General features: G+C 37.3%; 15 protein-coding genes and 1 tRNA gene. 9 read left to right on the forward strand and 7 right to left on the reverse strand.

From position 1 onward, the window contains the following. Nucleotides 1–115: 115 nt before the first annotated feature. Complete coding sequence (gene murA / locus BUA76_RS12105) at nucleotides 116–1,423, reverse strand: UDP-N-acetylglucosamine 1-carboxyvinyltransferase (RefSeq protein ID WP_072885072.1); 1,308 nt, start codon at nucleotides 1,421–1,423, stop codon at nucleotides 116–118. A gap of 2 nt (nucleotides 1,424–1,425) precedes the next feature. After that, nucleotides 1,426–2,094, reverse strand: a complete 669-nt coding sequence (locus BUA76_RS12110) for a DUF4290 domain-containing protein (protein ID WP_072885073.1) — start codon at nucleotides 2,092–2,094, stop codon at nucleotides 1,426–1,428. 189 nt (nucleotides 2,095–2,283) lie between these two features. On the opposite strand from BUA76_RS12110, the gene BUA76_RS12115 reads away from it, so the two are divergent. Next, on the forward strand, nucleotides 2,284–3,714 hold the full coding sequence (locus BUA76_RS12115) for an alpha-amylase (protein ID WP_072885074.1): 1,431 nt from the start codon (nucleotides 2,284–2,286) through the stop codon (nucleotides 3,712–3,714). A gap of 47 nt (nucleotides 3,715–3,761) precedes the next feature. On the opposite strand, the gene BUA76_RS12120 is transcribed toward BUA76_RS12115, so the two are convergent. Next, nucleotides 3,762–4,175 carry a thiol-disulfide oxidoreductase DCC family protein gene (locus BUA76_RS12120; protein WP_072885075.1) on the reverse strand — a complete coding sequence of 138 codons (414 nt, stop codon included), beginning with the start codon at nucleotides 4,173–4,175 and terminating at the stop codon, nucleotides 3,762–3,764. 11 nt (nucleotides 4,176–4,186) lie between these two features. Next, nucleotides 4,187–4,648 (reverse strand): heme-binding domain-containing protein, encoded by a 462-nt coding sequence (locus tag BUA76_RS12125; protein WP_072885076.1) that lies wholly within the window; start codon nucleotides 4,646–4,648, stop codon nucleotides 4,187–4,189. A gap of 290 nt (nucleotides 4,649–4,938) precedes the next feature. Between BUA76_RS12125 and katG the strand changes: the two genes are divergently transcribed. From katG to BUA76_RS12160, 6 genes are all read left to right on the forward strand, one after another. Continuing rightward, complete coding sequence (gene katG / locus BUA76_RS12130; protein ID WP_072885077.1) at nucleotides 4,939–7,218, forward strand: catalase/peroxidase HPI; 2,280 nt, start codon at nucleotides 4,939–4,941, stop codon at nucleotides 7,216–7,218. 453 nt (nucleotides 7,219–7,671) lie between these two features. Further along, nucleotides 7,672–9,054: a T9SS type A sorting domain-containing protein gene (locus BUA76_RS12135; protein ID WP_083573225.1), complete on the forward strand. Its 1,383-nt coding sequence runs from the start codon at nucleotides 7,672–7,674 to the stop codon at nucleotides 9,052–9,054. An 8-nt stretch (nucleotides 9,055–9,062) separates the two neighbouring features. Further along, nucleotides 9,063–19,313 (forward strand): T6SS effector amidase Tae4 family protein, encoded by a 10,251-nt coding sequence (locus BUA76_RS12140; RefSeq protein ID WP_083573226.1) that lies wholly within the window; start codon nucleotides 9,063–9,065, stop codon nucleotides 19,311–19,313. 142 nt (nucleotides 19,314–19,455) lie between these two features. Continuing rightward, nucleotides 19,456–19,755, forward strand: a complete 300-nt coding sequence (locus BUA76_RS12145) for a hypothetical protein (protein ID WP_072885080.1) — start codon at nucleotides 19,456–19,458, stop codon at nucleotides 19,753–19,755. Between the two features lie 542 nt (nucleotides 19,756–20,297). Next, on the forward strand, nucleotides 20,298–21,113 hold the full coding sequence (locus tag BUA76_RS12155; protein ID WP_072885082.1) for a GLPGLI family protein: 816 nt from the start codon (nucleotides 20,298–20,300) through the stop codon (nucleotides 21,111–21,113). 293 nt (nucleotides 21,114–21,406) lie between these two features. Further along, nucleotides 21,407–21,952 carry a peptidoglycan-binding protein LysM gene (locus BUA76_RS12160; protein WP_072885083.1) on the forward strand — a complete coding sequence of 182 codons (546 nt, stop codon included), beginning with the start codon at nucleotides 21,407–21,409 and terminating at the stop codon, nucleotides 21,950–21,952. A gap of 635 nt (nucleotides 21,953–22,587) precedes the next feature. On the opposite strand, the gene BUA76_RS12165 is transcribed toward BUA76_RS12160, so the two are convergent. Continuing rightward, nucleotides 22,588–22,658 (reverse strand) — tRNA-Gln (locus BUA76_RS12165). A 252-nt stretch (nucleotides 22,659–22,910) separates the two neighbouring features. Between BUA76_RS12165 and der the strand changes: the two genes are divergently transcribed. Next, on the forward strand, nucleotides 22,911–24,221 hold the full coding sequence (gene der / locus BUA76_RS12170) for a ribosome biogenesis GTPase Der (RefSeq protein WP_072885084.1): 1,311 nt from the start codon (nucleotides 22,911–22,913) through the stop codon (nucleotides 24,219–24,221). Between the two features lie 78 nt (nucleotides 24,222–24,299). Beyond that, on the forward strand, nucleotides 24,300–24,953 hold the full coding sequence (gene upp, locus BUA76_RS12175; protein WP_072885085.1) for a uracil phosphoribosyltransferase: 654 nt from the start codon (nucleotides 24,300–24,302) through the stop codon (nucleotides 24,951–24,953). Here upp and BUA76_RS12180 read toward each other — a convergent pair. Together BUA76_RS12180 and BUA76_RS12185 are read right to left on the reverse strand one after the other, a co-directional pair. After that, the gene (locus tag BUA76_RS12180; RefSeq protein WP_072885086.1) at nucleotides 24,942–25,631 is read right to left on the reverse strand and encodes an alpha/beta fold hydrolase; all 690 of its coding nucleotides are present in this window, start codon (nucleotides 25,629–25,631) and stop codon (nucleotides 24,942–24,944) included. The two genes, upp and BUA76_RS12180, sit on opposite strands and share 12 nt — an antisense overlap. Before the next feature lie 145 nt (nucleotides 25,632–25,776). Beyond that, nucleotides 25,777–26,430, reverse strand: coding sequence for a ComF family protein (locus BUA76_RS12185; RefSeq protein WP_072885087.1), 654 nt, complete (start codon nucleotides 26,428–26,430; stop codon nucleotides 25,777–25,779). Nucleotides 26,431–26,526: the final 96 nt, after the last annotated feature.

Genomic DNA, 26,526 nt, shown 5'->3' on the forward strand with positions numbered 1-26,526 from the left:
GCCATTTTCAATGATCGCAAAGAAAATTTCCAAAATAATTTGAATAACAATAATATCAAAAAATGAAGCCGACTCGTGAAATGAGACGGCTTCTTTATAATGTATAATTTCTGGATTAAATTCTTTCGATATCTGCTCCGATGGCTTTCAATCTACCATCAATATTTTCATAACCTCTGTCGATCTGCTCGATATTATGGATGATTGATTTACCTTCTGCAGAAAGAGCGGCAATCAGAAGTGCATTACCTGCCCTGATATCCGGAGAAACCATCGTTGTTCCTCTTAACGGTGTTTCTTGGTTCAGCCCGATTACTGTTGCTCTGTGCGGATCACAAAGAATGATCTGAGCGCCCATGTCAATCAGCTTATCCACAAAAAATAATCTTGATTCGAACATTTTCTGATGAACCAAAAGACTTCCTTTCGCCTGTGTTGCCACAACAAGGATGATGGAAAGTAGGTCTGGTGTGAATCCCGGCCATGGCGCATCAGATACAGTAAGAATAGAACCGTCAATAAACTTCTGGATTCTATAATTTTCCTGAGTCGGAATGAAAATATCATCATTGCTCTGCTCCAGCTGAATACCCAGCTTTCTGAATGTATTTGGAATAACACCAAGCTGGTTCCAGTTGACATTTTTAATCGTAATTTCAGATTTTGTCATGGCTGCAAGACCAATCCATGAACCGATTTCCACCATATCCGGAAGCATTGTATGTTCTGTTCCGTGAAGATAGTCAACCCCTTCGATGGTCAGTAAATTAGAGCCGATTCCGGAGATATTCGCGCCCATTCTGTTCAGCATTTTGCAAAGCTGCTGTAAATAAGGTTCACAAGCTGCATTGTAAATTCTGGTTTTTCCCTTTGCCAATGCAGCAGCCATTACGATATTAGCAGTACCTGTTACGGAAGCTTCTTCCAGCAGGATGAATTTTCCATTAAGTTCTTTTGCTTTTAAGGAATAGAAAAACTCTTCTTCATCATAATGAAACTCTGCACCCAGTTCCACAAGTCCTTGAAAATGAGTGTCTAATCTTCTTCTTCCAATCTTGTCACCTCCCGGAGTCGGCATGTACGCTTCGCCGTATCTTGCCAGCATAGGACCCATAAGCATGATAGAACCTCTTAGCTTTGCCCCGTCTTTTTTGAACTCATTGGATTTGATATAATCGAAATTAACTTTGTCTGCTTTGAAAGTATAATCGCCGTGTCCGTTCTTGGTAACTTTCACTCCGAAATCGCCCAGAATTTCAATTAATCGATTAACGTCGTGGATATCGGGAATATTTTTAATTCTTACCTCCTCATCAGTTAATAAGACGGCACAAAGAATTTGTAGAGCTTCATTTTTTGCTCCTTGTGGAGTAATTTCGCCTTGCAGTCTTTTTCCTCCTCTTATCTGAAATGTTCCACTCATATCTACTTTCTGTTTTTATTATGATTGTTGTTATTATTGTTGTGTCTTCTTTTGTTGTTAGATTGGTTTCTGTTGTTAGTCTGGTTTCGGTTGTTATTATTACGGTTGTTGTTATTGGTTGTATAATAGATTTTACTTTTTTCAAGTGTATCTATTCCCGTAAGATCCAGCCTGTTTTCAGAAAGTTCTTTCAGGTGTCGGAAAATAACATCATCGGTAACGTGTTCTTTGTTATATACGTTGTAAGACTTCTTCATATTATTGGCAATCACCTCAATCAGGGCTTCTTTTTCGTCTCCCTGTTCCAGTTCGATGGCTTTTTCTATTAATTGAAGAATACTTTTCCCGTAAAATTTGAAATCTCCCTGAAGTTTAGGGTATTCCATTCTTTTAGGCCGCTCTGCCAGTTGTTCTCTTGTAGGGAAAGGATATGGTGAATCTACGTCTAGGTCGTAATCGGCAAGAATGAAAAGATGATCCCAAAGTTTATGCTTATAATTTTCTTCATCGCGAAGCTGCGGGTTTCTCTGACCCATAAAATCAATGATGCCCATTGCCATCTCGCTTCTCTCTTCTTTTGAAGGAAGCTCTTTGCAACGTTCAACCAACTGTTGTATGATTCTGCCATATTCCGGCAGTTGAAGCTTATTTTTTTGGGTATTGTATTCCATAGTATGCAAATATATGGATTAATAGAAAAATTGTACCGAAAATCTTTAAAGTTTATCAATTTTTAATGATGTTTTAAATAAGATTTACAAAAGAATAGATGGTGAAAATAAAAATTATTTCACAATCACTTGAAATTATTTTAATAAAGTTGTAATTTAGGTAACACTTTAATAATCAAAAAATAAGATATGAAAAAAACTCAATTTTTACTTGTAGCACTGGCTTTGGGATTTGTTTTTTCATGCAGGGAGAATGATGGAATCACAGATGAAACTCCGGATCAGAAGGAAGTTCACAGCAAAATTGTAAACGTAACCAGTCACGACGGACGACCTTTCAGTACCGGAACGTCTTCCTACGCGAAATTTGTGGCCGGTCCGGGCGGAAGTGTTCTCATGCAGGGATTTTACTGGGATGTACCCGATGGAGGAAACTGGTGGAATACCGTAAAAGGAAAGCTCACCGACTGGTCGAATGCCGGAATTGGTGCCGTATGGCTTCCACCCGCTTCAAAAGCACAGAACGGAGCGTATTCAATGGGTTATGATCCTACGGATTATTATGATTTTGGAAATTACAATCAAAACGGAAGCATTGAAACCCGTTTCGGATCACGGGCAGAACTCGAAGCGTTAATTACAAAAGCCCACGCAGAAAACATGCAGGTATATGCGGATATTGTCATTAACCACAACAGCGGCGGCCAGTCGGAGTATAATCCTTATGTAGGTTCCAATACCTGGACGAATTTTTCAGGGGTCGCTTCAGGAAAGTTTACGAGAAATTATAATGATTTTTATAAAAATGCTTACGGAAATAATGACGAAGGTGCTTTCGGAGGATTTCCGGATTTGTGCCACGCCAATCCGTATGTCCAGGACTGGCTTTGGGGAAGGGATGATTCTGTTGGAAAATATTATAAAAACGTCATGAAGTTCGATGGCTGGAGATTCGATTATGTGAAAGGTTTCGGGCCCTGGGTGGTCAGTACATGGAATTCCAATGTCGGCGGATTTTCTGTTGGTGAGCTTTGGGACTCAAATGTCAATACACTGGAATGGTGGGCCAATAATGCCAATAGTTCGGTGTTTGATTTTGCGGCTTATTACAAAATGGATGATGCATTTGACAACGGCAACTTAAATGTTTTGAATGATGATATGATGTGGAAACGAAATCCTTTTAAAGCGGTTACCTTTGTTGCCAATCATGATACGGATATTATCTACAATAAAATGCTGGCGTATGCTTATATTTTAACGCATGAAGGGTATCCTACAATTTTTTACAGGGATTATGAAGAATGGCTTAATAAAGAAAGATTAAATAATCTCATCTGGATTCATAATAACAAAGCGACAGGAACAACTTCCATCCTTTATACCGATAATGATGAATATATTGCACGGCGAAACGGGTATAACGGAAATCCGGGACTGGTAGTGTATATCAATAATTCTTCAAGCTGGCAGGAACGCTGGATTCAAACCAACTGGACAAGCCAGCAGATTAAAGATTTTACCGGAAGTTCAAACTGGTATCCTACGACGCAGTCTGATAAATGGGTGAAAATCCAGTGTGCGCCAAAATCATATTCTATATGGTCTTTAAATCAATAATTTAAAAAATAAAGACTGGTTCGAAAGAAGCAGTCTTTATTATACTATTAAACCTGAATAAATTTTGCCCGCTGATGCGGAGTAGGTAAATAACATTTCTGGTTGGCAAGTTTCATTCTGTTTTTAGAAACCAGATCATACATTTTATCGCTTAAAAAAGAAGGAATAATTTTTCCTAAAACTGAAAGTTTGTAGATGCCTCCAAGTATGTTGGCGATTTTCAAAACCGCTTTGGATTTCTCAAGATAATAATGGCCGGGTTTCCAGAGATACATCGTGTTGAAAATTTTTGTATTCAGTCCTCTTTCAGATAAGAATTTCTGGCCAAACTCAGATTGTAGAGAAGCAAACATGAACTGGTCATTTTTATCTCTTTCAAGAATCCACTGTACCCAGAAATTGCAGACCCCGCAGTCGCCGTCGAAAAATACAATGTGTCTGTTTTGCAAGTTTTCTTCCATGATGTTAAGATTTAATAAAACATTTTCCTTTCTGTTTCCGTTTTCTCTCTTTTAAAATAATCTATCAGAATCTTTCTCTGTTCATCACTTAACTTTGCATTTTGATGCCCTATAAAATAAGAATCGAGAGGCATTTCTTTGCCTTCAACCATTTCTATACATTCCTGCAATTTATGTGCCTGATCTTTTTGCTCATACATCGCAAACGTAGAAAAATTAAGTTCTTTCCGTCCTTCATCTATATGATTTTTCATAATCCATGAAGCTGGTGCTATATTAGAATACCAGGGGTAACTTGTTTCATTAGAATGGCAGTCATAGCATGACACTTTAATGAGTTTGGCAATTTCGGGCTGTGTATTCTTTATTTTTAAAAAATCCATTCCGGGGGTAGATGCAGGATTGGTCTTGTCGATAGGAAAGAACTGAATAATAATAAATGCTACCAGAATAACAGTTAAAACTTTTTTCATATTTCAATGTTTAAGAATAAATAAATGTACCATAAAATTTTAATTCTATGAGTAATCATTTTTTGAAATATTAAAATCTAAACGGTTATTCTTTTTATTCTATCTGAATCTAAAGATATTAGACAATATATTTTGATTAATTCTTACATTTAACATAATGAACATATTAATTTAGTAATCGTTTTTAGCTATCAGAATAATATTATTAATAGATTAAATAGATTAAAAAACTTGCGTAAGTTTGTTTTTACGAAGAATTAATAAATTAATCAACATAAAATTAAACGACAATGGAAAAAGATTTGAATGACATCAGTAAATGCCCGTTTCACAACGGAACTATGAAAAGAGAAAATGTTGCCGGCGGCGGTACCAAGAATTCAGACTGGTGGCCGGATCAGCTGAAAGTAGATATTCTCCGTCAGCATTCTTCACTATCCAATCCAATGGATAAAGATTTTGATTATGCAGCAGAATTTAACAGCCTTGATCTTGACGCAGTAAAAAAAGACCTTCATGATTTAATGACTGATTCGCAGGACTGGTGGCCCGCGGACTTCGGACACTACGGACCCCTGTTTATTCGTATGGCATGGCACAGTGCCGGAACGTATCGTGTAGGAGACGGAAGAGGAGGCGCAGGCGCAGGCCAGCAACGTTTTGCACCCTTGAACAGCTGGCCGGACAATGTCAACTTAGATAAAGCAAGAAGACTGCTTTGGCCGATTAAACAAAAATACGGCAAGAAAATTTCCTGGGCAGACCTGATGATTCTTACAGGAAATATAGCTTTGGAATCGATGGGCTTTAAAACTTTCGGATTTGCAGGCGGCCGTGAAGATGTCTGGGAACCGGATATGGATGTATACTGGGGGTCTGAAAAAACTTGGCTAGGCGGAGACCTTCGTTATGCGCACGGCTCAGACGGAGTGGTTGAAAATCGCGGTGTATTGCCTTCTGATGACGATGCAGATGGCGATATCCATACACGAGATCTTGAAAAACCCCTGGCTGCAGTACAAATGGGACTTATTTATGTAAATCCTGAAGGACCGGACGGAAATCCTGATCCCATAGCAGCAGCAAAGGACATCCGCGATACTTTCGGAAGAATGGCGATGAATGATGAAGAGACAGTAGCGCTCATCGCAGGAGGTCATACTTTCGGAAAAACGCATGGTGCAGGTCCGGCAGATCATGTAGGAAAAGAGCCGGAAGCGGAAAGCATTGAAGCCCAGGGATTCGGATGGAACAGTACCTATAATTCCGGGAAAGGTAAAGACGCTATTTCCAGCGGGCTTGAAGTTACCTGGACAGAAACCCCGACTCAGTGGAGCAATAACTTTTTCAAAAATCTTTTTGAAAACGAATGGGAGCTCACCAAAAGTCCTGCCGGCGCTCATCAGTGGGTTGCGAAAAACGGCAGCGAAACCATTCCGGATGCTTTTGATCCTGATAAAAAGCATAGACCAACCATGCTTACAACAGATCTTTCCCTGAGATTTGATCCGGAATATGAAAAAATTTCAAGAAAATTTTATGAAAATCCAGATGCCTTTGCCGACGCTTTCGCAAGAGCATGGTTTAAACTTACTCATAGAGATATGGGTCCGAAAGCCCGTTATTTGGGACCTGATGTTCCGTCAGAAGAACTGATTTGGCAGGATCCGATCCCAGCAGTAGATCATGTCCTCATTCATAATTCTGATATAGAAACGTTGAAATCAAAAATTCTGGATTCTGGATTAAGTATTTCAGAATTGGTATCTACGGCATGGGCTTCGGCGTCAACATTTAGAGGAAGCGATAAAAGGGGAGGAGCAAACGGTGCGAGAATCCGCCTGGCTCCTCAAAAAAACTGGGAAGTAAATAATCCTGCTCAGCTTCAAAAAGTTTTAAGCACGCTTGAAAATATTCAGAAAGAATTTAACGAAAATCAGACCGGTGGCAAAAAAGTTTCATTGGCTGATCTCATCGTTCTTGCAGGAAGTGCAGCCGTTGAAAAAGCGGCAAAAGATGCGGGATACAATATTATTGTTCCATTTTCTCCGGGAAGAACGGATGCTTCACAAGAGCAGACCGATGTAGAATCAATGCAGTATCTTGAGCCTCTGGCCGATGGATTTAGAAATTATCTAAAGAAAAAATTCTCCGTTTCCACAGAATCTTTATTGATTGACAAAGCGCAACTGTTAACACTTACCGCTCCTGAGCTTACCGTTTTGATAGGAGGGATGCGTGCCCTGAATACCAACTTTGATGGTTCACAACATGGAATTTTCACGCAAAAACCGGGAATTCTTACCAATGATTTCTTTGTCAATCTGTTGGATATGAATACAAAGTGGCAAGCGGTTGCTGATGATAAAGAATTATATGAAGGCACAGACCGTAAAACCGGAGAAAAGAAATGGACTGCGACACGCGCAGATCTTGTTTTCGGATCTAATTCCGAATTAAGAGCCATTGCTGAGGTCTATGCAAGTTCCGATGCTCAGGAAAAATTTGTGAATGATTTTATTTCCGCGTGGGTGAAAATTATGAATCTGGATCGGTTTGATCTGGTATAATTTAACATTTTAAAATTGATAAAAAGACAGTTGATATTGACTGTCTTTTTTTTGTTTTTTATATTTTTAGTGAAAAATATTATGATAAAATTATTTTCCAAGGGAATTATTTGTGCGAAGCAAATGGTTCTGCCTGGGTGGTCATTTCAAGATTTTAAGCTAAATAGTATGTAACACAAATTTAATATTAAAGCTTTGCAGGTGTTATTTCACCTTTCATATCATAAATCATAAATGTCGGTTTTTCTTCACTAATAAATTCAATTAATTGAATATTGTTTAATATTAACTGTTTATTGTTGAAATTTTTTCTTTACTTTTGGAAAATCAAAACTAATACCATACTATGAAATTCCAAATTTTCACACATTTTCTGTATTTCCCGAAAATCTCACGATCTCTTTTTTAAGAACCAATTCTACTTTAATAATATAACTATTACATAATCTCATTATGTCAAAACTTCCATGCGTAAAAATGGCATTGTTGGTCACTATCATGTGCTCATCCAGTGCCTACTCTCAACTTGTAGGATCAGATGTGAAAATCTGGGAAAAATATATACCTGGCATCAGGGAGGCAAATGCGATTCCTGAAGAAAATCTCCTGAATTTTCATCCCGGGATTAAAAACAGACTATTCAAAAAGTATATTAAACACAGTAAAGAAAAGAGCCATACTTTAAGCTTAGTTCACACTTCAAAAGAGGATGAAAAGATATGGGAACGAGAAGAAAAGAAAAGTGCTTTAAGCAATAATGCTTATGAAATAGATGCCGGTCAGGAAGTTTTCAGAATCAAAAAGAAGCCTAGTATATTTACCCTCAACAGCAATGCTGAGAGAGATAAAAAGAAGAGTGATAGCCTTGAGATTTCTTTTGATGACCGTAACCTCTTTGAGCTCATCTTTATTCCTAAGAAATCAAAACCGATGGATTTAAATAAGCTCCATTCTTATTTATCGATAAAATATGGAATATCCTTGGAGAGAGGGAAGTATTACGGTAGTGACGAAAAAGTTATCTGGGATCCTGAAAAACATAAAAAATTTACCCATAGGCCTACAGGTTTGGGTAGGGACGACGGATATGAACTTTATCAAAAGCAGTCTTGTAATCAGGAAGATGGGTTTTTAAGCATAGGAAAGACCGATATTAAAAAACTTAATGCTGAAAATCAAAGTGTATTTGATCACAACAACTTTGTGATATGGTCTGATGACGACCAGAAAATGTCTCTTAAAAGAGATGGTAATTTTAATGTTTTGGAAAGAAATTGGGAAATTAATTTCATTGGTTCAACCATAACAAAGAATAACTACAAGATAAGAATTGACAAAAAGACAATCAATCCTGATAATGTGCCATTGACATACTGGATGATTTTAAAGAATAAAAGCGGAGAAACCACCAAAATTCAGGGTGTGGCCGCCCAAAAATATGTAATCTTTTCTGCAGTAGATTTTCTCCAGGATAAAAATGATGATTATTACAATACATTCACCTTTGCCGTTACGCCATTGCGTTCGGAGATAAAAGAAAATATTAAAGGATCTGAAACTACAGAAATTAGACCAGAACAAATGTCGCTGGATCTTGAGCAGATTATACTTTATCCTAACCCTGTTAAAAAAGGCGAATTGTTTACGGTGAAATTTCCGGCAATGGAAAATCTGAATATTTCAATATATGATGGCGGAGGCAGACTGATAAGGCTGGAAAAAATCGATCATAAAGCAAAATCTTACACCAGTTCACTTTCTGTCCAGAGTTCTTATTTGATTACACTCACGAGAGACGGGAAGGTCATCAAAACATTTAAACTTATTGTTAACTAACTATAATCATGAAAATACAACTCAATAAACTTCCTTTTACAAAAAGGTCGGTATTGCTTATTTGTTTTTTTGCAAGCATGTTTCTATTTGCAAGCTTACCGAAAGCGAATAGGCAAAAAATAAGAGCATTCAAACTTAAAATGGTGGAAAAATATTTCCCTCATGAAGAAAAGGTTTTCTCTGAAGAAACTGAAACAAAGGAACTTATCAAAAAAGATATTTCACCGATAAATGCTGCAAATGCTACCAGTTATATGCAGTTTGAAACGGTATCTTCTAGTATTGCTAATGTTCCGCCCGACATTTCAGCACAATTTGAATCTATAGAAAAACAAGGACTGATCGGAGAATTTTCGGAAGAAGACTCGGATAATCCATCAGATAACTTCTTCACCGTCAATATTCCTGAAATAAATAATTCTTCAGCAAAAGTTTTTTTGCAGTATGAATTGTTTGGATTGGATAGTTATCATTCTGTATCCCGTTCTATTAACAGGAATATAGCGTTTGGAGGAAATATTATTGTTCCTTCAAATAAATGGACCACGCAGAAGGAACAGATCAGTATTCATTCTCTGCAAAGAGGTAAGAACAGCATTTTATTCACTTCTTCAATAGGTGGTATAAAATACAAAGTAAAAAATGTAAAGATAATTTTCGAAAAAGCTGATCGCTCAGTAAATGCAATATCGGCATTGTTATCGGGTAATCAGTTATATCTTAAGGGAGTGGGAAGCTCGTTCGATCAAAATTCACTTCAAATTAACAATGCATCCGTTTCAAAGATAAGCGGTGAGTTTGAAGCGGTTATTAATTTAAATGACGATGACAAAGCTAAAGGGTTTGTCTCGGTATCAAACGGTAGTGGGATTCAACAATATAAAATCCCGCAAAATACCACATCTTTTAAAACGATTGCCGATGAAAAATTCAGTCCTGTGACTATTGAGTTAGGTAAAGATTCTGAGTTTACAAAAAATTATGAAGGAACTACCATCCATGTAGAAAAAAATTCAGTTACAGAATCTGCAGCTATTCAGGTTTTAAAGCTTAGAAAAAAGGATTTTCCTGCCATCATTAGCGAAATCAAAAATACGACACCAAATTCATATGCGTATCGTTTTAAGAGGATTTCCGGAGTTTTGACAAAAAAAATAAAGTTGTCCATACCATATGATGATAAAAAACTGGGTGCCAGATCGGCAAAAGAACTGAAAGCATTCTATTTTGATTATGCTTCTAAAAAATGGAAAGTAGATCCTACAGGAAAAGTAGATCCTGAAAATAAAGTGATCACTGTGGAAGGGGATGGTGATACAGACTACATCAACGGGCTTATTTCTGTTCCTGAATCTTCTCCACTTGAAGCTTTTACTTCCACAACCATCAGTGACCTCAAGGCAGCTGACCCCACAGCCGGCTTACAATTAATGGATGTTCCCACAGCGACCCAGAAAGGAGATGCCTCTGCAAGCTATCCTATCCGAGTGCCTAGCGGTATCGGCGGATTACAGCCTTCCTTGTCTATAGGCTACACCAGCGGTGGTGGAAACGGATGGATGGGAGATGGCTGGAGCATTAGCGGTGTATCTTCGATAACTGTTGATACACGCTGGGGCACCCCTGAATTTGACGGTGCTGGTGAGACGGAATTGTATTCTTTAGACGGAGAAATGCTTGTTTATCCCAATTCATACCTTCCGCACAGACATAATGATGTTAATGAAAATAACACTGCAATTACAACAGACCGTCAGCAAAGAACTGCTTTTACGAACAACGGAGTTAAGCAGTTTTACCTGAGAAAAAACCATAATTTCAGTGTAATTGAAAGAATAGGAACAAGCCCGGGTAACTATACCTGGAAGGTAACCTCTACAGACGGAACGAAAAGCTACTACGGAGGTTCACCGGATTCTATGCTGTCTGGTTCAGGAGGTCTTGTACATTGGGGCCTAAGAATGATTGAAGACGCTCACGGAAACACAATTGAATTTACCTATTATAATGAAGGAGCGGTTGGCGGAAATTTTTTCCAGATTAAAAAAGTAGCGTATGGTAAAAATAAAGATTACACGGTAAATTTTAACAGACAGGCCTCTGTTACCAGAAAAGATATTAATATCAATGCTAAACAAGGTTTTGCCAGATCCGAGCCTTACCTGTTGGATAACATCGAAGTTAAATATAAAACAGAACTTGTAAGAACTTACAAGATGGATTATATGAACGGGGAGTTTTTCAAAACGCTTCTCAAACGCATCTATATTGTTCCTCACAACCCCTGTTCAACAACGTTAGCAAGCAAACAAGAGAATAACAGTGATAATACTGCCAGAAGCGAAAGAGAAGATATTGATGACGGAAGTGGCGGAAACGGTGGCACCAGCGGAGGTATTGAACCCACCTGCAATGAAATAACTGATAGTTACTCATTTGAATATTATAATGATGTGCGTGACGGTCAGGGGAACGTAAGAATATACGGTCCTGATACTCATATCGGATTACAAAATGATAAAACGACCTATCCCGGAATTGTAAACAGCTTAATTACCCCCTCAAAAATTAATGGAAATATCAGTTCAGAAAAAGGTCTGAATTTCAGAATTGCAGCCGGATTAAACTTTTATTATCCCTCTAATGACGGTTATGGCCATTTAATGTTCGGCTTTCCTTTCGGATATTCCAATGCCGAAGCCAGAAATGCCCAACAGCTGATTGATTTTAATGGTGATGGTATTCAGGATATGATATACAGGGTACCCAATGAAAGCCTTTTTTTAAGGACCGGTTATCTTGATACTTCCGGAAATTTAGGCTTTAATTCTTCGCTGCCGATTGGGAATTATAGTGGAGACTTCTCATTTACGGAAACGAAAACCAGTAATTACGGCTGGGATATGGGAGCAATTATATACAGTAAATCCCAAATCAGTTCTTCTTCCACGAGTACGACCAAAACATATCTTATCGATGCCAATTCAGACGGCCTTACGGATATTGTGCATAACGGTGAAGTATGGTTTAACAGATTTGACAGAAGTACAGGTAAGTCTGAAATGACTAAGCACTCTGAGCATACAGAAAATATGATTGTGAAGGCTAAAGCTGTACAAAACCCTTTAAGTGCATGTCCCGATCCTAAAAGGTGTCCGCAAGATCCTGTGCTTCCGCCGGTTCCGATAACAGATGTGGTTAAAATATGGGTAGCCCCAAAAGATGGTTATGTAAGATTTACTGATAACGTGACGCTGTCATCATATGGTCAGCTGCAATCTCCGCCACAGAAAATGTACTATTCTGTTGAAATCCTCAATCCTACACCTACTGGAAATCCTGCTACTTATAATAACGGCAGAATTTATTTATCCGAAGTTGTTGCAGGAGCGATGACTCAGAATATTTATATTGAAAGGTACAACGATTATTTAAGCCAAATTCAGACACTTCCCCAGAATGGAGTAAACAGCCATTATGGTATCAATAGCAGCAATAGGCTATTTGTGAAAAGTGGCGATAAGATTTATGTAAGACTGCATAAAAATACAGAGCAGAATTACCAGGTAAGCTCAAATCCTCTGATTACTTATGTTGATCCGAATACGGGTGCTCAAATCAATAATAATAGCGTACTGTCTCAGGATCAGTTTCAATTAAATAACGGAAGTTACGGAAGTAATATGTTATTAAATAATATATCAGCGCCTATCTATTTTGATGCTGACGGAACGGCCTCAATTGAAATACCAAGTTTACATTTTTCTTATTTAACAGATAAAGTAACCTTCAGGGTTTATACCGAAAATGCTGTTGGAACCATTACTGATTTGATTACTCCTGAAGTTTATGATTCAACAAATCTTACCACTGTAGCGCATTCTATTAATTTAACGACCAGTGCTTCGGATCCGGTACATTTAAAGTTCGTGGTGGAATCTGATTCACATACAAATTTTTACAATGTCAACTGGAATGGGAAAATTTCTGTAGATTATCAGGCGTCTACCAGTTATAACCCGAATATATATGTGCATCACATACCTGTTCCTGAATATCCTTCATTTGTAGTAACACAGCTGAACAACAAACTGCATGTAAACCAGCTGCCAAACCCAGGGGTTTCCGGTACACACAATTTTGGAATCCAGATCAATAAGAACATCCCGAATTTTTCCGGTCTTGGAACAGGGTCTTTCTACTATATTATAAAAAAAGGAAACGCCATCTTAGCTAAGCGTAAAATAACAATATCAGCCAGCAATAATCTTATTGAAGAACACGATATGTCCAATGGGCAGGTGATCAGTGGCTTGTCGCCAATTGAGTTTTATACAGGAGATCCGGCGTCCGGAAATAGCAATGATCTGATAACAGTTCAGGTCTATACAAAAACAGGAGGTGACTTTGCATTGTTCAATAATTATAATGCTCAATTTCAGGGTAAACCATTTGTAGTGTACTATGATTCTGTAAATATATATTCCAATACTTCTGCAACAGCAGTTAATACTGCGATGTATAACACAAAATCTGTTTTCTACAATAACTGGGGTCAGTTCCTGTATCAGCCTGGAAGTTTTAGCGATTACACCTACGGTCCGCCCATACAAACAGCTGCATTTACTTCAACAGTTACCACCCAAAATACCTATCCGCAATGTCAGGGTATTACAAATAATGCAGATTTGGCACAATGTATACTTAATGCAACGAGTAATCCAAATGCAGGAAACAATACAGTATCGAATACGGTTTCTATAATGAAGCCAAGCTTGGTGCAGGCAAGAAATACATTTAGAAGATATTGGGTGGGAGTTGGGCCTAATCAGTTTTCTACTGAATTAGGTTTCAATAATGATGAAACCGTTAGCTATTTCAATAGTCCTGTTCCTGTTTTGCCACCGGTAACTCCGGTAACGTACACGTCAGGTCAGCTCTCTGTTGATACGACGATGAAGGGTATTAACAAAGTTAATAAAAGCAGCTCCTATAATAATACAGACGGCCTGAGTTATGGAATGGGAAGTGCCGGTAACTCTGTTACTCAGCTTTCCGGAATAGGCAGTGTCGAAACTCAAACGTTTTCAGATCTTAATGGAGATGGGTACCCGGATATTGTGTATCCTCAATCCGTTCAGTTTACCAATTCTACCGGAAGTTTAAATAACATGCTTGTTCTTGACTCGGGTGATTTCCCTACCAGATCAAACAGTTATCAGAAAGTGAATTCCTTAGGTTTTTCTTATAATGCATTTTCGGCAACAGGAAGAATCAAATCACAAGGGAGTCTTGGAACAAGTACACAGCCGGATACCGGAATGCCATGGTCGGCAGGAGCTTCTGTGAGTGCCGGGGTAAATGACTATTACGATTCTTATGATTCGGGTAAAACCTTCTGGATGGATCTAAACGGTGATGGTCTTCCGGACAGGATCAAAGATGGAGATTCGCAGTATATGGCTTATGCCTTAAATTTGGGAAAAAGCCTGAGTAGTTATTCATCTTTTGAAAACCTGATCACCTACCGTTCAAGGCCTAAAGGTAGTTTCAGCCTTGGAATCGGGGCTTCACTGGGAGGTTCTGCAAACTTAAGTGCATTAAGCAGTTTTGGATTTGGTATCAGTGCCAGTGCAGGTGCATCGGCATCTACCGGGACGGCAGAAACAGTATATGAAGATGTTAATGGTGACGGGCTGGTTGATATTATTGAAGTGAACAACTCCAATAACTCATCAACGGTTAGGTATAATCTGGGAAGTAAATTCGATACTCCCACACCGCTTCTTAAATCTTCCGGATCAATTGATTTTACTGATGAGACCAGATCTTTTAACGGTTCTTTTTCATTTGGAGGAACGTATATGTTCAATATAGGACCCATAACCCTTATACCGCCGATTGTATTGTTAATTCTCTGGATCAAAGCAGGAGGAGGCGCTACCGCCAATATAGGCCTGAATGTTTCCGAGACCAGAAAAGCATTTAAAGATATGAATGGTGACGGTTTTGCTGATTTGGTAGTGGACAACAACAGTGGTTTTACAGTGAACTATTCACAGATAGGAAGAACCAATAAACTGAAATCGATTACCAATACCATTTCGAAAGGCAGATATAATTTAGATTACGAATTCTCAAGAGCAAATTATGACAGCCCCCACGCAAAATTGGTTGTAAATAAAATAACTGTTGCAGAACCTGATGTATTTTCTCAGAATTATACTACAGACCAGGGCAGCAAAATGGAAACCAGATATTCTTTCAGCAAAAGAAAGTATGACAGGAGAGAAAGAGATGATTTTGGTTTTGAGATCGTTACGAAAAAAGAGATGAACGGCAGTTCGACGGAGAGAACATCTACGGATTATTACTACAATAATAGTTACTTAATGAATGGGATGCCGAAGAAAAGCATTGTAACGGACGGCAGCGGCAATATGATTTCTGAAACTCATTTTGAATATAAACTGCAAAGGTTTATCAACAATACAACGCAGATAGATTTAAATTCTGACCTGGGTACAGATTATGACACCGGTGGTCGGGAAGGCAGAAAAATGGCGATCGCACTCCTTTACAAGAAAACCAGAACGATACATGAGTCTGGTGGAAGTATTGCTACAATAGAACAATTCAAGTATACTCCTACAGGGAAAGTTTCAAATTATCAGTATGTAAGCCCTTCTACGAGTTACAATAGCACCATCTCATATATGTCATTGAATAATAATATCGTCCTTCCTTCGACAATAGAGGTTTACGAAGGTACAGGAAACGGAACATTATTTAGACAAAGAAGAATTGGAGCAGTAAATCAGTATAATGGAGATATAGGCCAATATATTACCTATGACGGAACCAATGATTTAGTAACAAATGTGGAGTATCATCCTTCCGGAAACATTAGAAAAATAACGTATCCGCCCAATAGTTTTAACCAAAGATACTGGATTGAATATACGTATGACGATGCGGTTACCGGTAAGTATGTAACGATGATAAAAGATGTGCATAATATTCAGTCGACATCCACGTACAACCCTTTATTTGATGTTGTAACAAGAAAAGTGGATGCTGGTGGTAACGCAATGGTATTTTATTATGACGGCTTCGGAAGAACATCTTCTATCATGGGGCCTAATGAAATCGCAAGCAATTCAACAGTTCCGACTGTTAAATACAAATACTGGACAGATCATGCCGGAATTCCGAACAATAACACTGCGGTTAAGATTTACCGTGCTTCAACATCAAATTTTGATCCGGAATATGCCGGTACTAATAATACGATTATGACGGATACCTATGCCGACTTTTTAGGAAGAGTGGTACAGGTTAAAAAAGATATTGAGATTGACGGCTTTGAAAGACGTTCCGTTTCAGGCTCGGCTGTTTATGATATGCTGGGAAGAACAACCAGACAGTATCATCCAAAATATGAGATGATGGGCAATAATAATTTGAATGTGAATGGCTTTAGCGGTCCAAGTACCTCTCAGACTTATGATAGCAAAGATAGAGTAATAACCGCTACCGATGAAGATGGTAATACTCAGACAACGCATTATGAGATTACCAACAATTTATTGAAAACAACGGAAGCATTTATTGATCAGAAAACAGAATCATATAAAAATGCCGAAGGAAAAATAGTTCAGAAAGATGACTATCTATATACCCAGCCACTTTCGACAGCGTTTAAGTACAATAGTATTGGTGAGCTCATTGCTGTTCAGGACCCTGAAGGAATTGTAACAAGATATTCTTACAACCTTGCGGGCAAACGTACAGAACAGCGACATCCTGACAAAGGCACAACAACTTATCAATATGACCAAGCCGGTAATCTCAGTAGGATGACCACGGATAATTTACTGAATGATACTACGATCAGTTCAAATTATATAGAGTACTTATATAGCTACAACAGGTTGGAGAAAATAATATTGCCTGATCTTCCAAACGGAAACAGCAATCCAAACAATATAAGCTACTCATATGGGTTATCTACAGCGGGAAATAATGCAGGAAGAATGACTGCAAAATATGATGGTTCAGGAGATACCTATTATAAATATGGCAGAATGGGAGAAGTGATCTCAGAAACAAGGACGGTACGCGGCCAACATATTCCGGAGATGTATTTCAAAACTTACTTCAACTATGACAGCTGGAATCGCATAACCAAGATTAAATATCCGGACGATGAAATTGTTTCATATCATTATGACAAAGGGGGTAATTTAAAAAGCGTTAATAATAATTATGGTGAAACCCTTATAGAAAATATTACATATGACTATTATGGACAACGACTGAAGTTAAAGAATGGTAACGGTGCTACACAGTATTATGGCTATAATTACCAAAACAGAAGATTAAATAATTATTATCTTTTGAATAATTCTAATCAGATGATGCTGAATAATACGTACAAATATGATCAGTATTCCAATATCATCATGATTCAGAATCAGGCTGAACCGTTGGCAAATGGCCTGGGAGGTGCTTACCAGTTTAATTTGAATTACGATACTTTAAACAGATTGATTGGAACGGAGACCGCACAGGTCATTATCCGCGATAAAGAAGAGCAGCCTATGCCAATAACTTCTTATGTTCCATCAACCTACAATTTAAGAATGGAATATAACGGTTCGGGAGGGATTGTTAAAAAAAGACAGTATCATGAAAGGGATCAAAATGTTGTGCCGGAAAATACGTACGATAATAAATACGAATATATTTCTGAAACACATAAAGTAAGCGTAGTAAATGACACTCAGACAGGAAACTATGATGCCTTCGAATATGATTACAACGGGAATGCAATAATCCATGGGGATGCTAATGGTACAAGACGGATGTTTTGGGATGAGCAGGACCGATTGAGAGCATTTTACAATGAAGGGAATGGTATCTATCAATATTATACCTATGATGATAAGGGAGAGCGTGTTATAAAATATGGGCTTGAAATGCCTACACAGTTGTATCAGAACGGAGTGCCGGTCGAGATCAATGAGCTGAAGCTTTTTGAATATAAACTTTATCCAAACCCGTATGTGACGGTAAGTTCAACCGGGCAATATACCAAACATTATTTTGAAGGTTCAAGAAGATTTGCCAGCAGATTGATGGATGGAGCCAATCGATTCGAAGATCCTGCAGTGCTGTACACCAACCGTAAAGCAGATGATAAACTGGCAGAAAAACCGGCAGATGTAAAATCAGATTTCGAAAAATATCTCGACAAATCAGGTCTTGGAGATCAGGTGTCAATAGAATTGAGAGAAAGACCATGGCAAACAGGTCTGTATTATTTACATGGCGATCATCTGGGAACCGCAACTTTTGTGACCAATTCGCAATCGGAAGCAACACAATATTTTGTAAATTTACCATTTGGGGAGACCATGTACGAAAGGATGGATGGATCATATGATAACCCTTATAAGTTTAATGCGAAAGAATTGGATGAGGATTCGGGCTTGTACTACTATGGCGCAAGATACTATAATCCAAGACTAAGTATTTGGTATGGAGTGGATCCGCTGGCAGTATTCAATCCGGTAAGAGAAAGTCAATTCTATGGGGATGGTGAACATAATGGCGGAGTTTATTTTTGGGGTAACCTTAATCCATATATTTATACCTACCAAAACCCGATTGCATATATTGATCCGAATGGAAAGCAGGTTAAAGTGACAGATATGAGTTACAGCAGTCTAGAGAAGAACTATAATAGCAATGGAGAGGAGATTTTGAAAAGAGAAAAAAGTCTTAACTTTTTGGCAAATAAAGGGACAAACACATGTGCTATTAAATTATCAGATGCTGCAAACCAATCAGGATATCCAATTCCTAAAAGTTCTAAGACTCCTAATAATGTTAGGGTTCAGACCGGTAAAAAAAATGACAGTGGAAATTTTGTTTTAGATGCAGCAAGTATGGCAAACTATCTTAAGAGCATAGAAAAACCCACAGAAACATATACCATTAAGAGCAGTAAAGGGGTGGATATAATGATTGCAGATCTACGCAAAAAATATGATGATATGAAAGGTATTATTGTATATGTTGCTGATGATCCGAAATCGTACGGTGCCACTGGTCATGCAGATTTAATCCATGAAGATATGTTTTGGGATTTATCTTTTTATTCAGGAAAAGATGTTGATTCTCACTTAAAAGAAAACGTTTTACCTAAAACAACAATCAAAGTGTATATATGGGTACAAGAATATGACAAATAATAGATTACGTTTTATAGCTTATGGAATAATAATTATATTATTTTCCACAATCCAATGCAAGAAATATAATGATGACTTTGGAAAATCCGAAAATTATATTCTGACTGAAAATAGAATATCTAATGACTGTACGTTATTTCAAATGAGATTTTCAGAAGGGGATTATCTTTTAAAATATTCTCTATCGGGCAGCTGTAAAAGTCTGAAAGAAGAGGTGTATTTGAGAAACTATTCTAATTATCTAGATTTGGATTACGAGCATCTGAAAGATAAGTCAGGATACATCATTCTTGACCATTATGAAATCGCTGATATCAAAGCGTTTCAAAATCAGATTATTCAGATAACGGAAAAAAGATTCGGCTCCTCTGTTTCTTTATTTGAAAATAGTAAAAATAGTTTTACATTGAAACTTTCATCTTCAGTGATTAATGATCATTAACATACGGCTGATGGCTGTTTTATAAAATTAAAGTGTTGATCCGGAAAATTAATATTTTCCGGATTTTTTATGACTATTTCCGCAGTTCCATAGAAACAATTAGGAGGTGATTCAAAAAACTTGTAAAATGATTGCTCAAACAGGAAATCCCTGTGGTTTTCTTTCAACTGCAGAATCTCAAAATTAGTAGTAAGCCTGTTCACATCAGGTTATAATTTGTATATAGTCTTTCTTATTCTCAAAAAGACATTGAGGAGTGCGTATCTTTATTATCCGGTAATTGAAATGTAGAATATATTAATGGTTATAACTTTGAGCTCATAGATAAATCATAGGAGAGCAGATAAAAGAATGCGTGTTATGGGTAAAGTGTTTGTTCCGACAGCTTCTGATTGAGCTTAAGGAAAAGCATCTAAAAACTAGTATTATTACGAAAGGGATGATTTTATTGGCTTACTTTCAGATGCAAATAGGCTGAAGCTATTAAATTATATCAGATCACTAAGAATTAATGCTATATTTACCTTCCAAACCTAATAACAATGAAGCTTGCACAGACTTTACTTTTAGTACTGATTTCAATCCTGACTTACGGTCAAAACAAACAGTTTCTTTACGAATATAATTTTATTCCCGACTCTACGAAAAAAGCAGATGTGAAGTCAGAAATAATGATTCTTAATGTATTGAAAGGCCGGTCTGAATATTACAGCTCCGTACGATATAGTTCGGATTCTGCTCAGGCGGCGGATTTTAAAAAAGGTATTGTTTCAATGCCCGCTAATGTTGAATCAGTCAATGAATGGGTTACCAAATATTCGAATTCCAATCAATTGATGCACACTACTTTTCTGGTTTGGGACAAATATAAAGTGAAGCAGGATGTAGAATTGAAGTGGAAGCTCACCAAAGAATTCTCCAAGATCCTGAATTACAACGTTCAAAAAGCAACCACCCAATTTGGCGGCAGACAATGGACGGCGTGGTTTACCAAAGAAATCCCAATTCAGGATGGTCCGTACAAATTTAAAGGTTTGCCTGGCTTGATTTTAAAGATTGAAGATTCGACGAAAAGCCACCGTTGGGAACTCAAAGGCATCCGGTCCAATCAGGAAGAATTTGCCTATCCAGACCTTGGCCAATACAAAATTATTGAGTTAAATTACAATCAGTTTCTTAAAAAATTTAAGGATTACCGCGCCAATCCAACTGCAGATTTGGTGGGACGGATTCCCGACCAATCAAATATTGACGGAACCATGCGTACATCAGCAGAAGTTATCAGGGAAATTAATCAGCAGATTATGGCAAAACTGGCTCACGACAATAATTTGATTGAGCTGAATTTGCTGAAATAAATGTTAACTTCATCAAGTTACAAATCATCTTTTCTTAAATAATATAATTCAATGTTTTAAAACGGAATTTATATTACGACAGCTTTATAATAAAAACAAAAGTAAAATTTATAAGCCCTCGACATTTCTGGTGTTGAGGGCTTTTCTGTTTAACCGAATGAAACTAAATACGTGTGGCGATTTCACTACACGAACTTACATGTTCCACTACAAAGAAACTTTTTTTGCCGCTGTACATTTGTAATGTTCAAAAGAGAACAATTAAATAAGAATAAAAATAAAATAATATCATTATGAAAAAGCAAATAGTAATCGCAGCCTTAACCATCGGAGCATTCGTATCAGGAACTAATACTGTTCAGGCTCAGAATACTACTGCCACTACAACGGTAAACATTACCCTGAACGATGTCATCTCTATTGATACAGGAAGTACCGCAATTGGCAATACCGTTGACTTTAACTATGTAACTGCAGCAGATTATAACTCGGATCAGACCATTAGTAAAGCTAATTCTCTAAAAGTAACTTCAACCAAGAATTTTAACGTAAAAGTAAAAGCAGGAGGTGCTAATTTCATGAATGGAACCAACTTGATTCCTGTAAATGTTTTAACCATCAAAGCTTCTGCAGCTGCCGGAACGATGGGCGGTACAAAAAGCGCTGTTGTTTTATCTGCTGCTGATCAGACTTTAGTAGCAAATGCACCACTTGGAAGCGCATTGACATTGAATCTGGATTACACGATTCCTGCAGCGAAATCTTCTTCTTCTGATATTTTAGGTAAGCCGGCCGGAACGTATACACAAACGGTAACCTATACTGCAACAGCATTATAAATAAATTTTTTTCATATTAATATTTTGTGATTTGGTGTTCAAAGGCTTCCTACGGGAGGCCTTTGATTTTGTTTGTATTAATACCGATATAGAGAAATGTGCCTTAGGAAGAATTATCATTTATAATGTTTTTTAAACGTTAGCCAAACAGAAATACTAATAAGGCAATAATGCGTAACTAAAAAAATGCTTGGACAATTAGTACATCCTGCATGAGCTCAAGATAATTTATAATTTAACATGGAATAATTTGAATTATAGAATTCATAAAGTTTTTGTTGCAAAGAGTATTAGTTGGCGATAATGAATATTTGAAAATTAAAAAGAATCTAAGAGCAAGTTTCCAGATTGGGAGAAAATTTAAATAACTTTTCAGTAACTGAGATTAGCAATATAGATAAACTGCTCGAACAAGCCTTAGATACACTTCAAAATATCGGAAAACCCTACAATAAAGAATCGGGACGAAGCGGGAAATAATTAGTTCAATATTTCCTGAAAAATTGAATTTGATGGAAAACATTATCGAACCGCTCGAGTTCGCTCAATAGCACACCATATATTTCAGGTTAATCATGAGTTAACCGATATATAAAAAAAGAGAAATGATCAAAATGATCATTTCTCTTTGAATGTAGACCCACAGGGATTCGAACCCCAGATGACTGAACCAAAATCAGTAGTGTTACCGCTACACCATGGGTCTGTATTTCTGTGTCGCGAAATTATATAAATTATTTTAAAAATAAAAATGAAATAGCGAATATTTGCGGATAACAATCGTTTTTTCACTGATATTCAAAGAATTATTTTTTTGGAAATGTACATCCAAGTGATGTAATAAAATCTAATTTAAATTAAAACTGTATCTTTGCAAAAAAATTGGGCTCCAAAAGTTGGAGAAACCCATTAATAACCTGTCCTGAGCTTTGTCTCAGGATTATTAAACATTTTTTTTATGTCGAATATAGTCGCAATCGTTGGTCGTCCCAACGTAGGAAAATCCACGTTATTTAATCGTTTATTAGAAAGAAGGGAAGCTATTGTAGATTCTACTGCAGGAGTTACCAGAGACCGTCATTACGGAAAATCCGACTGGAACGGGGTAGATTTTACCGTAATTGATACCGGTGGGTATGATGTAGGAACGGATGATATTTTTGAAGAAGAAATCCGCAAACAGGTACAGCTGGCCGTAGATGAAGCGACTTCTATTATTTTTATGATGAACGTGGAAGAAGGGCTTACCGATACAGATCATGAAATTTACAGGCTTCTAAGAAGATCAAACAAGCCTATATATATTGTTATCAACAAGGTAGATTCTGCAAAAGAAGAACTTCCGGCAACGGAATTTTATCAGCTCGGAATCGATAAATATTACACCTTATCTTCTGCAACGGGTTCCGGAACAGGGGATTTGCTGGATGATATTGTAAAAGATTTCCCCACTACAGATTACAAAGATCCTTTCGAAGGGCTTCCTAAAATTACCATCGCAGGACGTCCGAACGTAGGAAAATCCACCCTTACGAATGCATTGCTGGATGTGGAAAGAAATATCGTTACCGATATTGCGGGAACTACAAGAGACAGTATCCAGACGCTTTACAATAAATTCGGACACGAATTTGTATTGGTAGATACCGCAGGAATGCGTAAAAAATCTAAAGTAAATGAAGACCTGGAATTTTATTCCGTAATGCGTTCTATCCGTTCCATCGAATTTTCAGATGTGGTGATTATTATGGTGGATGCCACTCAGGGTTGGGAATCTCAGGATATGAATATCTTCAGTCTTGCACAGAAAAACAGGAAAGGAATTGTAATCCTTGTGAATAAATGGGATCTTATTGAAGATAAGCAGACCAATACAATGCGTGATTTCGAAAAGCAGATCAAAGATAAGATCGGTCAGTTCCAGGATATCCCGATTTTGTTTATATCGGCATTAACCAAGCAAAGAATTTTAAAGGCAGTGGAAGTGGCCATGCAGGTGTACGAAGACCGTAAGAAAAAAATTAAAACTTCAAAGTTAAACGAAGTTATGCTTCCGATTTTTGAGGGAACACCACCGCCTGCAAACAAAGGAAAATATATCAAAATAAAATATTGTGTGCAGCTTCCTACGCCGTCGCCGCAGTTTGTTTTCTTCTGCAACCTGCCACAATACGTAAAAGAACCATACAAGAGATTTACCGAAAATCAGCTGAGAAAAGAATTCGGGTTTACCGGAGTTCCTATTGAAGTGTATTTCAGACAAAAATAAATGATTATCCCTTTCAGATTTTTTTGGAAGGGGTTTTATTCTTAATTATTCATATTTTAGATAAAAGTTTTCCCAATAATGAATACAGTGGTACTATCAGAACAGTTTTCTTTGGTTAATTCATGGATTAACGAGCTCAGGAATGTTGATATTCAGCATGACAGGATGAGGTTTCGCAGAAACATGGAAAGAATTGGCGAAATAGCAGCTTTCGAGATCAGCAAAAAACTTGAGTTGAAAGAAATGGAAATTCAGACGCCGCTGGATACAATCAGGGTTAAAGAGATTGCTGTTCAGCCGGTTATTACAACCATATTGAGAGCCGGAGTTCCTCTGTTTGAAGGAATACTGAATTATTTTGATAAAGCCGACTGCGGTTTTGTGGCGGCTTACAGAAAACACGATGCCAATGATTATTTTTCTATCAAACAGGATTATTTAACGTGCCCGAATATCGAAGGCAGACCTCTTATTGTCAGCGATCCCATGTTGGCGACCGGAGCATCTTTAATTGAAGCCATCAAAGATTTATTAACGCACGGAAAACCCACCCAGCTTCATATCGTAGCAGCAATTGCTTCAAAACAGGGGGTTGAAACCATAGAAAAAGCCTATCCTGAAGCGAAAATTTGGGTTGGTGCCATTGATGAGCATCTTACTTCAAAAGGATATATTACGCCTGGTTTAGGAGATGCAGGGGATCTTAGCTACGGAGAAAAATTACAGAGATAAATTCCAGAAATCTTTCATTACAGGAAGCAAAAGATCGGTTCTTATCTTATCCATCGGATGTTTTGTATCCGGAAGTACGGCCAGTCTTGCATTTGGAAGGCTTCTGTAAGCTTCTGTACTTTCTTCAAGCGTTACCATATTATCCTGATCTCCTACAATAATCTGTACAGGAATATTTATCATTGAAAGATTATTTTTTAAAGGAGGTTTTTTGCCTAAAGAAACCATTAGATCAGCAATGGAATGTAATAGCTGTTTCCATTTTTTTCCATGCTGTGCTTCCAAGAGTGCTGCATATTTGGGGATTTTTTCGACGATGGTTTCAGGATTAAGCATTTTGCTTTCTTTTAATGCCTCTTCTTCCGTCCAGTTGAATTTTGTTCCTATTGTTATCACAGAATTCAGTCTTTCAGGGTACTGTGCGGCGTAGCAAAGGGCCACGTAACCGCCCATGCTGTGTCCGAAAATATAAACATCATTCAGATTATTACTCTCGATAAATTCTTTCAGTTCGTTTGAATATTTTTCAATGCTGATTCCGTCTTCAGGAAGTTCAGAATTTCCATGTCCCGAAAATAAAGGGGTATGAATGGTAAAATATTTTGAAAGCTCCGCTTTGAAAGGCTCAAAGATTTGGCTATGTCCTAAAGCGCCGTGAAGTAAAATAAGATGCAGCATGGTGACAGTTGATTTTTCGGAAAATTACTAAAATTTATTGTATTGATTATATGACAGAAATTAGCTTGTTTTTAACCCTCAAACCCTCAAACCCTCAAACTCTTAAACTCTTAAACTCTCAAACTCTAAATCTTGGATCATGTTGCTACACATCCATAGCCATTACCAACACATTAACGGTATTATTACCCGCTTTGAGAATTTCCCATGCGATAGAAGCAATCGTATTTCCGGTTGTGAATACGTCATCAATAAGAAGTATATTTTTTTGATTAATGCTTTTTGTGACAGAAAATACATTTTCTGACTTTAGCCGGTTCTGTTTATCTTTCAACGCCTGCGCTTTTGAGTATTGATTTCTTTTGATTAAATCATGATCAAAGGGAATTCCATAAAATTCAGAAAGTTTTTCTGTAAATACATGAAGCTGGTTGTACCCTCGTTCTTTCAGTTTTTTGGGATGCAGCGGAACGGAAACCATCAAATCCGGCTTCTGATCTTTAAAATCAAGTCGCTCCATAGTCCATTCAGCAAGAATTTCTCCGGCTTTTGCTCTGCTTTTGTATTTTAATTCATGGATGATTTTCCTGCTGAGATTTTCTTTTTCAAACTGCATCAAAGCAAAGGTGTTTTCAACAGGAAAAAGAAGCCTGCATCTTTCTTTAATTAAATTGTCATCAAAATAACCGGAATGGATAAAATCAATACGGCCGAAACACAGCTCACAAACCAGAAGATCAGCAGATATAGTACAATTGCAGCCCAGGCAACGGTTAGGAAATAAAATATCTAAAATCATTTGTGTAATTTTCTGCTAATATACTAACTTCGGAAATTTGTTATTTAATTTTAAAATTCGGCAGATTCCGTAATTTTATATTTTATTTGAATAAAT

Source organism: Chryseobacterium takakiae (genome assembly GCF_900129385.1).
Classification (GTDB): domain Bacteria; phylum Bacteroidota; class Bacteroidia; order Flavobacteriales; family Weeksellaceae; genus Chryseobacterium; species Chryseobacterium takakiae.

What these genes read in the sequence shown, in the direction of transcription:
- BUA76_RS12135 (WP_083573225.1), top strand. Translation starts at nt 7,672, where the DNA reads ATGTCAAAACTTCCATGCGTAAAAATGGCATTGTTGGTCACTATCATG.
- BUA76_RS12110 (WP_072885073.1), bottom strand. Translation starts at nt 2,094, where the DNA reads ATGGAATACAATACCCAAAAAAATAAGCTTCAACTGCCGGAATATGGC.
- BUA76_RS12140 (WP_083573226.1), top strand. Translation starts at nt 9,063, where the DNA reads ATGAAAATACAACTCAATAAACTTCCTTTTACAAAAAGGTCGGTATTG.
- BUA76_RS12160 (WP_072885083.1), top strand. Translation starts at nt 21,407, where the DNA reads ATGAAAAAGCAAATAGTAATCGCAGCCTTAACCATCGGAGCATTCGTA.
- der (WP_072885084.1), top strand. Translation starts at nt 22,911, where the DNA reads ATGTCGAATATAGTCGCAATCGTTGGTCGTCCCAACGTAGGAAAATCC.
- BUA76_RS12145 (WP_072885080.1), top strand. Translation starts at nt 19,456, where the DNA reads ATGAGATTTTCAGAAGGGGATTATCTTTTAAAATATTCTCTATCGGGC.
- BUA76_RS12155 (WP_072885082.1), top strand. Translation starts at nt 20,298, where the DNA reads ATGAAGCTTGCACAGACTTTACTTTTAGTACTGATTTCAATCCTGACT.
- BUA76_RS12115 (WP_072885074.1), top strand. Translation starts at nt 2,284, where the DNA reads ATGAAAAAAACTCAATTTTTACTTGTAGCACTGGCTTTGGGATTTGTT.
- BUA76_RS12185 (WP_072885087.1), bottom strand. Translation starts at nt 26,430, where the DNA reads ATGATTTTAGATATTTTATTTCCTAACCGTTGCCTGGGCTGCAATTGT.
- upp (WP_072885085.1), top strand. Translation starts at nt 24,300, where the DNA reads ATGAATACAGTGGTACTATCAGAACAGTTTTCTTTGGTTAATTCATGG.
- BUA76_RS12180 (WP_072885086.1), bottom strand. Translation starts at nt 25,631, where the DNA reads ATGCTGCATCTTATTTTACTTCACGGCGCTTTAGGACATAGCCAAATC.
- murA (WP_072885072.1), bottom strand. Translation starts at nt 1,423, where the DNA reads ATGAGTGGAACATTTCAGATAAGAGGAGGAAAAAGACTGCAAGGCGAA.
- katG (WP_072885077.1), top strand. Translation starts at nt 4,939, where the DNA reads ATGGAAAAAGATTTGAATGACATCAGTAAATGCCCGTTTCACAACGGA.
- BUA76_RS12125 (WP_072885076.1), bottom strand. Translation starts at nt 4,648, where the DNA reads ATGAAAAAAGTTTTAACTGTTATTCTGGTAGCATTTATTATTATTCAG.
- BUA76_RS12120 (WP_072885075.1), bottom strand. Translation starts at nt 4,175, where the DNA reads ATGGAAGAAAACTTGCAAAACAGACACATTGTATTTTTCGACGGCGAC.